This is a genomic window from Burkholderia sp. Tr-862 (assembly GCF_011753085.1).
In the GTDB taxonomy this organism is placed as follows: domain Bacteria; phylum Pseudomonadota; class Gammaproteobacteria; order Burkholderiales; family Burkholderiaceae; genus Burkholderia; species Burkholderia ambifaria.
In genome coordinates this window covers 1-13,784 of record NZ_VWWG01000081.1, presented here as the reverse complement: position 1 = coordinate 13,784, position 13,784 = coordinate 1, and the positions used below count along the sequence as shown (strand labels likewise).

Here is a 13,784-nt window from a genome sequence, read left to right as displayed (position 1 = left end):
ATGAGCAATCTGCAAAACACCCTGCCGAGCGAGTCCGCGCCGGCCGGCGGCCGTGCGCTCGCGCTGCGCGAGTTCTGGGCCAACTTCTCGCGCAACCGCGGCGCCGTCGGCGCCGGCATCGTCGTGCTGGTGCTGATCCTGGTCGCGCTGCTCGCACCGCTGATCGCGCCGCACAGCCCGGTCGAGCAATACCGCGACTACGTGAAGATCCCGCCCGCGTGGCTCGAAGGCGGCAACTGGCACTTCATCCTCGGCACCGACGAAGCGGGTCGCGACATTCTTTCGCGCCTGATGTTCGGCGCGCGGATGTCGTTCTGGATCGGCTTCGTGTCGGTCGTGCTCGCGCTGATCCCCGGCATCGTGCTCGGGCTGGTCGCCGCGTTCTTCCAGAAGTGGGCCGACACGCCCGTGATGCGCATCATGGACGTGCTGCTCGCGCTGCCGTCGCTGCTGCTCGCGGTCGCGGTCGTCGCGATCATCGGCCCGGGCCTCACCAACACGATGTTCGCGATCGCGATCGTCGCGCTGCCGGCCTATGTGCGTCTCACGCGCGCGTCGGCGCTCGGCGAACTGCAGAAGGAGTACGTGACGGCGTCGCGCGTGGCCGGTGCCGGCACGGTGCGCCTGATGTTCTCGCAGGTGCTGCCGAACTGCACGGCACCGCTGATCGTGCAGGCGACGCTCGGCTTCTCGTCGGCCATTCTCGACGCGGCCGCGCTCGGCTTCCTCGGCCTCGGCGTACAGCCGCCGACCGCCGAGTGGGGCGCGATGCTCGCCTCCGCGCGCGACTACATCGACAACGCATGGTGGATCGTGACGATGCCCGGCCTGTCGATCCTGATTTCGGTGCTCGCGATCAACCTGCTCGGCGACGGGCTGCGCGACGCGCTCGATCCCAAACTGAAGCGGATGGCGTGACCATGAGCCAAGATCTACTGACTATCCGCAATCTCGCGGTGAACTTCAACGGCCTGCCCGCTGTCGACCGGATCAACCTGTCGATCGCGCCGGGCGAGGTGGTGGGCGTCGTCGGCGAATCGGGCTCGGGCAAGAGCGTGACGATGATGGCGCTGATGGGCCTGATCGACGCGCCGGGCAAGGTGACGGCCGACGAGGTCACGTTCAACGGCGTGGACCTGCTGAAGGCGTCGCCGAAGGCGCGCCGCAAGATCGTCGGCAAGGACATCGCGATGGTGTTCCAGGACGCGCTGTCGAGCCTGAACCCGAGCTACACGGTCGGCTACCAGATCAAGGAGGTGCTGAAGCTGCACGAAGGACTGCGCGGCGACGCGCTGCACCGGCGCGCGCTCGAGCTGCTCGACCAGGTCGGCATTCCCGATGCGAAGAACCGCATCACGGCGTTCCCGCACCAGATGTCGGGCGGGATGAACCAGCGCGTGATGATCGCGATGGCGGTGGCGTGCAACCCGAAGCTCCTGATCGCCGACGAGCCGACCACCGCGCTCGACGTGACGATCCAGGCGCAGATCATGGATCTGCTCGTGAAGCTGCAGAAGGAGCGCGGGATGGCGCTCGTGCTGATCTCGCACGACCTGGCCGTGGTGTCGGAGGTCGCGCAGCGCGTCGCGGTGATGTATGCAGGCGAGGTCATCGAGACCAATCGCGTGCCGGACATCTTCCGTGCGCCGCATCATCCGTACACCGAAGCGCTGCTCGCGGCGATTCCCGAGCACAATAAGGGGGCGCGTCGCCTTGCCGCATTGCCGGGCATGGTGCCGGGCCGCGATGATCGCCCGTCCGGCTGCCTGTTCGCGCCGCGCTGCAAGTACGTCGTCGACGATTGCCGCAAGGCGCGTCCGGCGCTCGACACGCTGGTGTCCGGCAACGATGCGATGCGTGCGCGCTGCATCAAGCCGCTCAATATTTCCAACCTCGACCTGACGGGAGGCGCACGATGAACGCAGTCCACGAAACGCGTGCCACGCCGCACGACGAGGAAGCGGTGCTGATCGCGGATGGCCTCGCGAAGCACTACTCGGTGAAGCGCGGGATGTTCGGGCAGGGCACCGTGAAGGCGCTCAACGGCGTGTCGTTCACGCTCAAGCGCGGCAAGACGCTTGCGGTCGTCGGCGAGTCGGGCTGCGGAAAATCCACGCTCGCGCGCCAGCTTACGATGATCGAGACGCCCACCGCGGGCAGCCTGGTGATCGACGGCAAGAACGTGGCCGGCGCGAACCGCGCGACGGTCGCCGACCTGCGCCGGCGCGTGCAGATGGTGTTCCAGAATCCGTTCGCGTCGCTGAACCCGCGCAAGACCGTCGAGCAGACGCTCGCCGAGCCGCTCGAGATCAACACGAACCTGACGGCCGCCGAACGCGCGGCGCGCATCGCGCAGATCATGCGCACGGTCGGCCTGCGGCCCGAGCACGCGAAGCGCTATCCGCACATGTTCTCGGGCGGCCAGCGCCAGCGCGTCGCGATCGCGCGCGCGATGATCCTCGATCCGCGCATCGTCGTCGCCGACGAGCCGGTGTCCGCGCTCGACGTGTCGATCCAGGCGCAGATCCTGAACCTGTTCATGGATCTGCAGGAGCAGTTCAAAACCAGCTACGTGTTCATCTCGCACAACCTGGCGGTGGTCGAGCACGTCGCGGACGACGTGATGGTGATGTACTTCGGCAGCGTCGCCGAGCTCGGCGACAAGGCGACGATTTACGCGCGGCCGCGGCATCCGTACACGCGCGCGCTGATGTCGGCGACGCCGGCGATCTTCGAGGAAGACCGCCGCGTGCAGATCAAGCTGCAGGGCGAGCTGCCGTCGCCGCTCAATCCGCCGTCGGGCTGCGCGTTTCACCAGCGCTGCCCGTACGCGATTGACCGGTGCCGCGTCGAGGAACCGCAGTTGCGCGACGTCGACGGACGCCGTGTGGCCTGCCATCGCGCCGAGGAGGTGGGGGAGGCGAATGCCTGATGGTTTGGCGGCGCGCGCGTCAGACGTGCGCCGTTCGGGGACTGGCAGCGCGCGCGTGATGCGCGCGTGCCGCAACGCACGGCGCTGGAGCGTACGCACGGTCACGGGCGCGGCGCTGGCCGGCGCATGCGTGGCCGCCAGCGTGCTGGTCCCGGCCGACGCCGCGCGTGCCGAAGGGCGCGCGCCGGCGAGTTCGCCGATCCATCCGTCGCAGGTTCCGCCGCCCGGCATCAGCCTGCCGGGTTTCCACGCGCCGTCCGTGTCGAACGGCACGGTCGCGCGCGGCACGGTGCGCGTGCAGCCTGCGCGCATGCCGTTCTATGTCGCCACCCGGGGCAGGGTCACGCTGTACGTGCTCGGCACGCTGCATACGGGCGACCCGTCCGACTATCCGAGCGTCCAGCCGTTCCAGCCGCGCATCCTCGCGGCGCTCGCCGCGTCGCCGACGCTCGCGCTCGAGCTGTCGCCGGACGATCTGCTCGAATCGCAGGACGACGTGTCGAAGTATGGCGTGTGCCGCTACCCGTGCCTGCAGCGCCTGCTGCCCGAGCCGCTGTGGCAGCGGCTCGCTGCGCGCCTGCACGGCAATCCGGCCGCGCTCGCGGAAATTCGCCGGATGCGGCCGTGGCTCGCGGCGCTGGTCGTCGAGACCTACGACTCGCTGTCGGCCGGCCTGCAGACCGAATTCGGCACCGAGGCGCAGCTGCAGAACGTGTTCCTGAAGAAGAAGGGCGGCCGCGTGATCGGGCTCGAGACGCTTGCCGAGCAGATGCGTGCGTTCACCGGGCTGACACTCGCCGAGCAGCGCGAGATGCTCGCCCAGGACATGGTGCAGACGCCGGCGCAGAACGCCGCCGACATCAAGGCGCTGCACCGACTGTGGCAAATTGGCGACGCCGATGCGATCTCGGCGTGGGCGGTCGCGAAGAGCGAGCGGCTGGCCCGTTCGAAGGCGCTGTCGGCGTCGATCGACAACAAGATTCTGTACGAGCGCAACCGGCGCTTCGTTGCACGGATGACGGCAATCGCCGCGCCGGACCGGCCGGTATTCGTCGCAATCGGCGCGCTGCATTTGGGCGGCCCGCGCGGCGTGCTCGAATTGTTGCGCCGACAAGGATACCGGGTCGACGCGAACTGATCGCGCCGGGTGCCGCGCACCGATCCTCCCCTGTTTGATCGACGACGCGCGCGCGGTGTGAAGCGGCTGCGCGGCCGCGCGACCCGATAAGGAAAACCCTCGAATCCTCAGGAAATAGCGTTTAAAACGATTGACATCCGGTTCTGCCAATCTCTATTCTTCATCCCACAAGTTGAAAAAATGAAAAGAATAGATAAGTTCTACGGGGTAGCAGAAAACAAAGCGCGGGGTTAGCGTAGCCGGCACGTGATGCGCGTGCCGGCCGCGGAGTGTCTGCATGCACGGCGGGGCCAAACATCGTCGGTACAACAAATGCATGCGGCAGACTTGCGGATAAGCGACGTTCCGTCGTCCGACCGGGGGAAGCAGTATTCGGGCGGCGGCGGACGTTTTTTAATCCGGAGCATTTTTCCGGTCACCGTCGACAGACGGTTTCGGGGGGCAAATCGACAGACGGCGAAGTCCGCGGCGATTGTGCCAACAGAAAGGCGCCACGAGGGCGCTTTTTTCTTTGGTGCGGCGGTTTTGGTCAGACGGCAGCGGGGCTTGCGCGCTTCTCAAGCGTCTTCGTCGGCCTGCAGCGCGCCGGGCGCGACAACGTCGACCCCCGCCGCTTCGAGCGCAGTGCGGATCCGCTTCGCGAACGCGAGCGCATGCGGGCCGTCGCCGTGCAGGCAGACGGTCTGCGCATTGAGCGGCACCCACTCGCCGCTTACCGCGCGCACCTTCCGTTCGCGCACCATGTCGAGCGTGCGCGCGAGCACGGCATCCTCATCGTCGATCAGCGCGCCGGGCTGGCTGCGCGGCACGAGCGAGCCGTCCGCGCGGTAGCCGCGATCGGCGAACACTTCCTCCACCGCGGCGAGCCCCGCATGGCGCGCGGCCGCGACGAACACGCTGTTGGCGAGCCCGAACACGGCGAGCGACGGATCGAAGTCGTGGATCGCGGACACCACCGCGTCGGCGATCAGCGGGTCGCGCGCGGCCTGGTTGTAGAGCGCGCCGTGCGGCTTCACGTGCGCGATGCGGCCGCCTTCGGCCTGCGCGATCGCCGACAGCGCGCCGAGCTGGTACAGCACGCCCGCATAGATGTCGCCGGCCGGCAGCTGCATTTCCTTGCGGCCGAAATTCTCCGGGTCGTGAAAACTCGGGTGTGCGCCGATCGACACGCCTTTCTGCACGGCCCAGCGCACGCAGTCGCGCATCGCATTGGCGCCGCCTGCATGCCAGCCGCACGCGATGTTCGCCGACGTGACGAGGTCGAGCAGCGCCTCGTCCGATCCGCATCCTTCGCCGAGATCGGCATTCAGATCGATTTCCATGATGTTCCTCGTCCACTGATGGCGTGGCGCGTCCTCCGTGTTGCTTCTGACATTGTCACGCCGCGCGCGATTGCTCGCGGCGGCGCGTTTCCTCGCGCATCTCGATCGCGACGTCGATCTGCCGCAGATAGGCACGTTCCGCGGTCAGGGCGGCGCGCGCGGCGTCGGGTGTCGTGCGCACGAAGCGGATCGGCAGGTTCAGGCGCGCCTGGGCGAGTTTCCAGAGATCCGCGCGGATCACCGTGCCGATCTTCGGATAGCCGCCGGTGGTCTGCGCATCGTGCATCAGCACGATCGGCTGGCCATTCGGCGGCACCTGGATCGTGCCGGGCAGCACCGCGTGCGACAGCAGCTCGACCGGCCGCTCGCGCACCAGCTCGGCGCCGGCGAGGCGATAGCCCATCCGGTTGCTGTTCGCGGTGACGAGCCATTCCTCGTCCCAGAACGCCTGCTGCGAATCGGCCGCGAACGACGCGTAGTCGGGGCCCGGCAGCACGCGCACGGGCATCGCCCACGGCGCGTGCGCGGGACGGTGGTGGCGGCGCGGTGGTTCGTCGACGCGCACGAACGCGCACCACGTGGGCGCCTTCACGCCGAATTCGGGCGCATCGGTCGCGAGGCAGCCGGCGCCAGCCGGCGGCACGCCGACCGGGAGCCGATCGCCGTCGCGCAGCGCGCGGCCGCCGAGGCCGCCGAAGCGCGACGCGAGATCGGTGCTGCGCGAGCCGAGCATCGGCAGCACGTCGATGCCGCCCGCGATGCACAGGTAGCCGCGCATCCCGCGCTTCGCGGCCGGCAGCACGAGCGTCTGCCCGGCCTCGACCGGCAGGCTCCACCATGAATACACGGGCTTGCCGTCGAGCGTCCCGCCGAATTCGGTGCCGGTGATCGCGATGCGCGTCGCGCGCGTGAAGCGGAATGCGGCCGGGCCGATCGTGAGTTCGACGGCCGCCGCGTCGGGGCGATTGCCGACCAGCCGATTGCCGACCTCGAGCGCGAGGCTGTCGAGCGCGCCGCCCTGCGCGACGCCGAGATGGCGCGTGCCGCGGCGGCCGAGATCCTGCACGGTCGACAGCGGGCCGGCGCGGACGACCTCGATCGTGCCCGGTGCGGTGTTCTGGCTCATGTCGCGTCGACTCCGGCAATGGTGAAGCGCACGCGGTCGCCGGGCAGCAGCAGCGTCGGCTGCGCCCGCGTGGGGTCGAACAGCACGTGCGACGTGCGGCCGATCAGTTGCCAGCCGCCGGGCGACGTGGCTGGATAGATGCCCGTCTGCGCCCCGCCGATGCCGACCGAGCCGGCCGGCACTTCCAGGCGCGGCGCCGCGCGGCGCGGCGTGTGCAGCGATGCATCGAGGCCGCCGAGATACGCGAAGCCCGGCTGGAAGCCGACGAAGAACACGACGTATTCGGCGGCCGTGTGGCGCGCGACGACTTCGTCGGCCGATAGCCCCGTATGCGCAGCGACGGCCGGCAGGTCGGGGCCGGCGGCGCCGCCGTATTCAACGGGAATCTCGATCTCGCGGCCCTCCGCGTGCTCGACGTCGGCGGTTTCCCACGCGTCGCGCAGCGCCGGCGTGAGCGACTCGGCCGTCGCGGCGAGCGCATCGAACACGATCGTCAGATTGTTCATGCCCGGCACGACGTCGATCACGTCGGGCCACGCGCGCGCGACCTCGGCGACGGCCCAGACGCGGCGCTGGCAATCGAGCGTGGCGGGCGGCGGCACCTCGCAGACGAGGGCGGCATCGCCGAGCGGATAAATGCGGGGTTGCGTCATCGGACTGGCACGGTTCGGACGGCAATGTTAGCGCACATTGTCGATAAAATATCGACAACTTCCCAATAAGCGTTTTCGCCTAGCTCGTATGCCGGGGCTTCTGTCGTACACTCGGCACTCCCTGTCATCCGGCTTGCGCCGCCTTTCCATGAAGCGTCCTGCGACCAAGATCGTGTCATCCGAACACCTCGTTTCCGAGTCGAGCGCAGAGCTGTCGGAGCTCGAATACGGCCTCATCATGGCCAGCAACGCATTCAACCGATGGATGGTGCGCTGCATGTCGGCCGCGGGCGCGAAGGACATGACGGCGGTCGAGGTGTCGCTGCTGCATCACGTGAGCCATCGCGAACGCAAGAAAAAGCTCGCCGACATCTGCTTCGTGCTCAATATCGAGGATACGCACGTCGCGACCTATGCGCTGAAAAAACTGATCGCGCGCGGTTATGTGAAGAGCGAGAAGAGCGGCAAGGAAGTGTTCTTCTTCGCGACCGATGCGGGCCGCGAGCTGTGCCTGAAGTATCGCGAGGTGCGCGAGCATTGCCTGATCGAGACGCTGAAGGACAGCGGCCTCACCAACGCGCAGATCGGCGACGCCGCGCAACTGCTGCGCCACGCATCGGGTCTCTACGATACGGCCGCGCGTGCGGCAGCCTCGCTGTAAACGATTGCGAACGGGACGGTGAACGCGGTGACGCGCGGCATGCCGCTGGCGCGGTGTCGCGCGCCGCGTCATCCGGCGGCCGGGTAAAGCGCGCCGTCGGTCACGATCCAGCGCATCGCGAGATCGTGCGCCTCGGCCGGCAGCGCATCCACGCGGCACGCTTCATACGCGATGCCGACCGTCACCGGCAGCGTGTCCCCCGGCCACACCGCGAGCGTGCGGTCGTAGTAGCCGCCGCCATAGCCGAGCCGGTAGCGCTCCAGATCGAATCCCACACACGGAATCAGCAACAGGTCGGGCACGACGACGACTCCCGACGCCGGCTCCGGAATCCGGTGATGCCCTTCGCGCATCGGCGTGTGCGCATCCCACACATGGAACGCGAGCGGCGTGTGACGCTCGCCGATCACCGGCAGCGCGGCACGGCGGCCGGTGCCGGCCGCGGACCATGCGAGCACAGCGTCGCGCGCGTCGAATTCACCCGGCAGCGGCCAGTAGAAGCCGACCGTGCGCGGTGCGAGGCGTTCGAGCAACCCGCGCAGCCGCGCGTCGAGCGCGGCGTTCGCGGCGGGCTGCGACGCGGCGTCGCGACGCGCGCCGGCCAGCGTTTTGCGCAGTGCAGCCTTCGGGTTCGGCACAGGGTTGCATGCTATGCTTTCGCTCAATTCGTGCTCCATTCAAAACGATGTCGAACAGCCTTTTCCGAGTATATCGCGCGGTCGCGCTCACGCTTTCGGCCGCCGCGCTCGTCGCGGGCACGGCCGCGTGCGCCGCACCGGGCGACGACACGCTCGCCGGGGATGACCAGATCTTCGTGCAGCTTCGCGAAGCCGCGCGCCGCAACGACGCCGCGAAGGCCGCGCAGCTCGCGTCGACGATCCCGAACTATCCGGTCCCGTCCTACGTCGAGTATTTCCAGATCAAGCCGCAGCTGTTCGATTCGACGGGCCGCGCACGTGTCGACGCGCCCGACGCACCCGTGCAGTCGTTCCTGCAGCGCTACGACGGACAGGCGATCGCCGACCGCATGCGCAACGACTACCTGCTCGTGCTCGGCGCGCGCCACGACTGGCGCAACTTCGACGACCAGTACAAGCGCTTCGTGCTCGACGACGACACGCAGGTCAAGTGCTATGCGCTCGAATCGCGCGCGGCGCGCGGCGAGAACGTCGCCGAGGCGGCGCGCGCGCTGCTCGTCGAACCGAAATACTACGGCGACGCCTGTGTCGACCTGATTACGGCGCTGACGGTCAACCAGCAATTCACGAGCGACGACGTGTGGCAGCAGGCGCGCCTCGCGTACGAGCAGAACTACACGACGCTCGGCGGCAAGATCGTCGACGCGCTCGGCCCGCGCCCGGTCGACTTCGACCAGGCGACCAGCGCGCCGCCGCTGTACCTCGCGCGCGGCGTCGGCCCCGACGCGGCGTCGCACCAGCTCGCGCTGATCGCGCTCGGCCGCATGGCGCGCAACGATCCGGACGCGGCGGCAGGGATGCTGACGTCCGTCACCGGCTCGCTGACGAAGCAGGAACAGGCGATCGCGTGGGGCGCGATCGGCTACCAGGGCGCGATCAAGCGCTCGCCGCTCGCGTCGGTCTGGTATGCGAAATCCGCGAACGCGCCGCTGTCGAACCCGGGCTACGAATGGCGTACGCGCGCCGCGCTGCTCGCCGGCAACTGGCCGATGGTGCGCTGGTCGATCGAGCAGATGCCGCCGTCGCTGCGCGACGATCCGGCCTGGATCTACTGGCACGCGCGCGCGCTCAAGCAGAGCGGCGACACGCTGCAGGCGAACCAGGAATTCGAGCAGGTCGCGGGCCAGTACAACTTCTACGGGCAGCTCGCCGGCGAAGAACTCGGCCAGCGCACGAGCGTTCCGCCGCGCACGAAGGTGAGCGACACCGAGATCGGCGCGATGAGCAAGATCCCGGGCTTCGCGCTCGCGCAGCGCTTCTATGGGCTGAACCTGCGCCTCGAAGGCAATCGCGAATGGAACTGGCCGCTGCGCGGGATGACCGATCGCCAGCTCCTCGCGGCCGCCGAATACGGCAAGCGCGTCGACCTGCTCGACCGCACGGTCAACACGGCCGACCGCACGAAGGCCGAGCACGACTTCACGCTGCGCTACCCGTCGCCGTACCGCGACATCGTCGAGCGCTACGCGCAGTCGTCGGGCCTCGACATCGAATGGGCGTACGGGCTGATCCGCCAGGAATCGCGCTTCATCACGAACGCGCGTTCTTCCGTCGGCGCGGGCGGGCTGATGCAGCTGATGCCGGCCACCGCGCAGCTCGTCGCGAAGAAGCTCGGGATGGGCACGATCACGCGTGCGCAGATGCATGACATCGATACCAACATCCAGCTCGGCACCTGGTATCTGGCGGACATCTACAACAACTTCGACAGCTCGCCGGTGCTGGCGACTGCCGGTTACAACGCGGGCCCGGGCCGGCCGCGCCAGTGGCGCCAGGTGCTGACGCAGCCGGTCGAAGGCGCGATCTTCGCGGAGACGATTCCATTCAACGAGACGCGCGACTACGTGAAGAACGTGCTGTCGAACACCGTCTACTACGCGGCGCTCTTCGAGGGCAAGCCGCAGTCGTTGAAGAAACGCCTGGGCATGATCTCGCCCTGATCCGCAATCTTCATACTGCCGCGCAAGACGCGGCAGTGTGCTCAAGGGGCTGTTCACGCTCATGACGGGCCAGCCCCGTCTATGATTCTCCTGGTCAGGGGCGCGAGCGTGGCCGGTCATATTGCGGCGTCGCGCGTCGCTTGTCAGGCTCGGCCGGAGGCCGCGCCCTGCTTCTTGCTCGCGCCCGAAGGCAGTCCCGCTGGGGACAGCCGGCGAGGCTCGTTCGCAAGCCCGTCATGAGCGTGAACCGCCCGTTGGAGGACTCGACCATGGATCGCCAGACCGTCGCGCTGCTGGGCGGCACCGGCTTCATCGGCAGCCGGCTCGTCAATGCGCTGATCGACGCCGGCAAGCATGTGAGGATCGGCACGCGGCGGCGCGAGCACGCGCGCCACCTGCAGATGCTGCCGGTCGAGATCGTCGAACTCGACGCGCTCGACACGCGCACGCTGGCCCGGTTCGTCGCCGGCGCGCACGCGGCCATCAATCTCGTCGGCGTGCTGCACGGCGGCCGCGGCACGCCATACGGGCCCGGGTTCGAACGCGCGCACGTCGCGCTGCCGGCCGCGCTGGCCGCCGCATGCGTCGAAGTCGGCGTGCGGCGCGTGCTGCACATGAGCGCGCTCGGCGCCGATTCGCACGGCGCGAGCATGTACCAGCGCTCGAAAGGCGACGGCGAGGCCGCGCTGCATGCGGTCGCGGCGACCGATTCGCTCGCGCTGACGATCTTCCGCCCGTCGGTCGTGTTCGGCCCCGGCGACACATTCCTCAACACATTCGCGAACCTGCAGCGCACGCTGCCGGTGCTGCCGCTCGCGATGCCCGACGCGCGCTTCCAGCCGGTGTTCGTCGGCGACGTCGTGAGCGCGTTCGTCAACACGCTCGACCTCACGGCCGCGTACGGCAAAACCTACGAGCTCGGCGGTCCGACCGTCTACACGCTCGAGCAACTGGTGCGCTATTGCGGCACGCTGGTCGGCCGGCAGGCACGCATCGTGCGGCTGCCCGACGCGCTTGCGCGGCTGCAGGCGAGCGTGTTCGAATGCCTGCCCGGCGAGCCGGTGATCACGCGCGACAATCTCGCGTCGATGTCGGTGCCCAACGTGCTGTCAGGGCCGCTCGCGCCGGAACTCGGGCTGTCGCCCGCGAGTCTCGAGAGCATCGCGCCCGCGTATCTCGGCGACGGCGCGCAGCGCTCCCGCTTCGACTGGTTCCGCTCGCGCCGCTAGGCGTCGCGGGCCGCCACTTTCCGTCATTCACTTTCGCGCCTTTCGGAACCCCGCCATGAAACTCGTCATTGGAGACAAGAATTACTCGTCGTGGTCGATGCGGCCGTGGCTGCTGCTCGCGCATTTCGGGATCCCGTTCGACGAGATCGCGATCGAGCTGCGCCGCGACGACACGGCCGCGCGCATCCGCGAGTATTCGCCGACCGGCAAGGTACCGTGCCTGGTCGACGATCACGGCACCGCGATCTGGGATTCGCTCGCGATCGCCGAGACGCTCGCCGAGCGCTATCCGCAGTTCCCGATGTGGCCGGCCGATCCGCTGGAGCGCGTACACGCGCGCTGCATCTCGGCCGAGATGCACTCGGGCTTTGCCGCGCTGCGCACCGAGATGGGAATGAACGTGCGCGCGTCGATGCCGGGACGCGGCGCGACGCCCGATGCGCTGGCCGACGTCGCCCGCATCGACGCGCTGTGGAGCGCGTGCATCGAGGCATCGGGCGGCCCGTTCCTGTTCGGTGAATTCGGGATCGCGGATGCGATGTATGCGCCGGTCGTGATGCGCTTCAATACGTATGCGCCGGCGCTGTCGCCAGAAGCGGCCGGGTATGCCGCGCGCGTGACGGCGCTGCCGGCCGTGCAGCGCTGGATCGATGCCGCGCGCCGCGAAACCAACGTGATTGCCGAATACGAACCGACCCCATGAACATCTACGCAGTAGGCGGAGCGATCCGCGACGAATTGCTCGGCGTGCCGGTGCAGGATCGCGACTACGTGGTGGTGGGCGCGACGCCCGAGCAGATGGTCGCCCAGGGCTTCCGGCCGGTCGGCAAGGATTTCCCGGTGTTCCTGCATCCGGACACGCAGGAGGAATACGCGCTCGCGCGCACCGAGCGCAAGACGGCGGCCGGCTATCACGGCTTCCAGTTCTACTTCGCGCCGGACGTGACGCTCGACGAGGATCTCGCGCGGCGCGACCTGACGATCAACGCGATGGCGCGCGAAGTGAGCCCGGAGGGCGCGCTGGTCGGGCCGGTGATCGATCCGTTCGACGGACGGGCCGACCTGCGTGCACGCGTGTTCCGGCACGTGGGCGACGCGTTCGTCGAGGATCCGGTGCGGATCCTGCGGATCGCGCGTTTTGCCGCGCGCTTCGCGGATTTCACGGTCGCGGACGACACGCTCGCGCTGATGCGGCGCATGGTCGACGCCGGCGAAGCGGACGCGCTGGTGCCCGAGCGCGTGTGGCAGGAAATCGCGCGCGGGCTGATGGAGGCGATGCCGTCGCGGATGTTCGCGGTGCTGCGCGAGTGCGGCGCGCTCGCGCGCATCCTGCCCGAGGTCGACGCGCTGTGGGGCGTGCCGCAGCGCGCCGACTACCATCCGGAAGTCGACACGGGCGTGCACGTGATGATGGTCGTCGACTACGCAGCGAAGCAGGGCTACTCGCTGCCGGTGCGCTTCGCGGCGCTCACGCACGATCTCGGCAAGGCGACGACGCCCGCCGACGTACTGCCGCGCCACGTCGGCCACGAAGGCCGCGGCGTCGACCTCATCAAGCCGTTGTGCGAGCGGCTGCGCGTGCCGAACGAATGCCGCGATCTCGCGCTGGTGGTCGCGCGCGAGCACGGCAACCTGCATCGCGTGATGGACATGGGCGCGGCGGCGCTGGTGCGGTTCTTCGAGCGCAGCGATGCGCTGCGCAAACCGGCGCGCTTCGCGGAGATGCTGCAGGCGTGCGAAGCGGATGCCCGCGGCCGGCTCGGGCTCGACACGCAGCCGTATCCGCAGGCCGAGCGGCTGCGCGTGGCGCTGGTGGCGGCGCGCAGCGTCGACGCGGGCGCGATCGCGCGCGGTGCCGGCGACGATGCGATGCAGATCAAGGACGCCGTGCATCGCGCACGGGTCGAGGCCGTCAAGCAGGCGCTGGCGATCGGCGAATAGCGCGGAAGAAACGGGTGGCGCGGTGCGTCGCCCGGCCGCCAGCCGTCATTGCTTCGTGCGGGCGGTGGCGCGGCGGGCCGGGGTGGCGGCGGCCGGACGTTTGCCTGCGGCCTTGCCGGCAGCCGGCTTGGCCGCCACGCTGGA

General features: G+C 68.9%; 13 protein-coding genes. 9 read left to right on the top strand and 4 right to left on the bottom strand.

What is annotated here, in order from left to right; genetic code table 11:
• Genes F3J14_RS20900 through F3J14_RS20885 form a run of 4 tightly spaced genes read left to right on the top strand, consistent with a single transcriptional unit; the run spans nucleotide 1 to nucleotide 4,070 of the window.
• Complete coding sequence (locus F3J14_RS20900) at nucleotides 1-918, top strand: ABC transporter permease subunit (protein ID WP_105831972.1); 918 nt, start codon at nucleotides 1-3, stop codon at nucleotides 916-918.
• A gap of 2 nt (nucleotides 919-920) precedes the next feature.
• Entirely contained in the window at nucleotides 921-1,919 is a 999-nt protein-coding gene (locus F3J14_RS20895) for an ABC transporter ATP-binding protein (RefSeq protein WP_006751928.1), read from the top strand.
• Nucleotides 1,916-2,932, top strand: a complete 1,017-nt coding sequence (locus F3J14_RS20890; RefSeq protein ID WP_166724646.1) for a peptide ABC transporter ATP-binding protein — start codon at nucleotides 1,916-1,918, stop codon at nucleotides 2,930-2,932. Before F3J14_RS20895 ends, F3J14_RS20890 begins: the two co-directional genes overlap by 4 nt.
• Nucleotides 2,925-4,070 carry a TraB/GumN family protein gene (locus F3J14_RS20885; protein WP_166724645.1) on the top strand — a complete coding sequence of 382 codons (1,146 nt, stop codon included), beginning with the start codon at nucleotides 2,925-2,927 and terminating at the stop codon, nucleotides 4,068-4,070. The genes F3J14_RS20890 and F3J14_RS20885 overlap by 8 nt, the downstream gene beginning before the upstream one ends.
• 557 nt (nucleotides 4,071-4,627) lie before the next feature.
• Here the strand turns inward: F3J14_RS20885 and pxpA are convergent.
• The 3 genes from pxpA to pxpB are packed head-to-tail and all read right to left on the bottom strand — an operon-like array spanning nucleotide 4,628 to nucleotide 7,171.
• The gene (pxpA, locus tag F3J14_RS20880) at nucleotides 4,628-5,392 is read right to left on the bottom strand and encodes a 5-oxoprolinase subunit PxpA (RefSeq protein WP_166724644.1); all 765 of its coding nucleotides are present in this window, start codon (nucleotides 5,390-5,392) and stop codon (nucleotides 4,628-4,630) included.
• Between the two features lie 55 nt (nucleotides 5,393-5,447).
• The gene (locus F3J14_RS20875; protein ID WP_166724643.1) at nucleotides 5,448-6,518 is read right to left on the bottom strand and encodes a biotin-dependent carboxyltransferase family protein; all 1,071 of its coding nucleotides are present in this window, start codon (nucleotides 6,516-6,518) and stop codon (nucleotides 5,448-5,450) included.
• A complete protein-coding gene (gene pxpB, locus F3J14_RS20870; RefSeq protein ID WP_166724642.1) occupies nucleotides 6,515-7,171 on the bottom strand; it encodes a 5-oxoprolinase subunit PxpB in 657 nt (218 codons plus the stop codon). The genes F3J14_RS20875 and pxpB overlap by 4 nt, the downstream gene beginning before the upstream one ends.
• 148 nt (nucleotides 7,172-7,319) lie before the next feature.
• Between pxpB and F3J14_RS20865 the strand changes: the two genes are divergently transcribed.
• The gene (locus F3J14_RS20865; RefSeq protein WP_166724641.1) at nucleotides 7,320-7,832 is read left to right on the top strand and encodes a winged helix DNA-binding protein; all 513 of its coding nucleotides are present in this window, start codon (nucleotides 7,320-7,322) and stop codon (nucleotides 7,830-7,832) included.
• Nucleotides 7,833-7,900: 68 nt separating this feature from the next.
• Here the strand turns inward: F3J14_RS20865 and F3J14_RS20860 are convergent, their stop codons facing one another.
• Entirely contained in the window at nucleotides 7,901-8,509 is a 609-nt protein-coding gene (locus F3J14_RS20860) for a 5-formyltetrahydrofolate cyclo-ligase (protein WP_166724640.1), read from the bottom strand.
• 8 nt (nucleotides 8,510-8,517) lie between these two features.
• On the opposite strand from F3J14_RS20860, the gene F3J14_RS20855 reads away from it, so the two are divergent.
• From F3J14_RS20855 to F3J14_RS20840, 4 genes are all read left to right on the top strand, one after another.
• Nucleotides 8,518-10,470 carry a lytic transglycosylase domain-containing protein gene (locus F3J14_RS20855; RefSeq protein ID WP_166724639.1) on the top strand — a complete coding sequence of 651 codons (1,953 nt, stop codon included), beginning with the start codon at nucleotides 8,518-8,520 and terminating at the stop codon, nucleotides 10,468-10,470.
• A gap of 269 nt (nucleotides 10,471-10,739) precedes the next feature.
• Nucleotides 10,740-11,699 (top strand): complex I NDUFA9 subunit family protein, encoded by a 960-nt coding sequence (locus F3J14_RS20850; RefSeq protein ID WP_166724638.1) that lies wholly within the window; start codon nucleotides 10,740-10,742, stop codon nucleotides 11,697-11,699.
• 55 nt (nucleotides 11,700-11,754) lie between these two features.
• The gene (locus F3J14_RS20845) at nucleotides 11,755-12,402 is read left to right on the top strand and encodes a glutathione S-transferase family protein (protein ID WP_166724637.1); all 648 of its coding nucleotides are present in this window, start codon (nucleotides 11,755-11,757) and stop codon (nucleotides 12,400-12,402) included.
• Complete coding sequence (locus tag F3J14_RS20840; RefSeq protein ID WP_166724636.1) at nucleotides 12,399-13,640, top strand: multifunctional CCA addition/repair protein; 1,242 nt, start codon at nucleotides 12,399-12,401, stop codon at nucleotides 13,638-13,640. Before F3J14_RS20845 ends, F3J14_RS20840 begins: the two co-directional genes overlap by 4 nt.
• Nucleotides 13,641-13,784 lie beyond the last annotated feature (144 nt).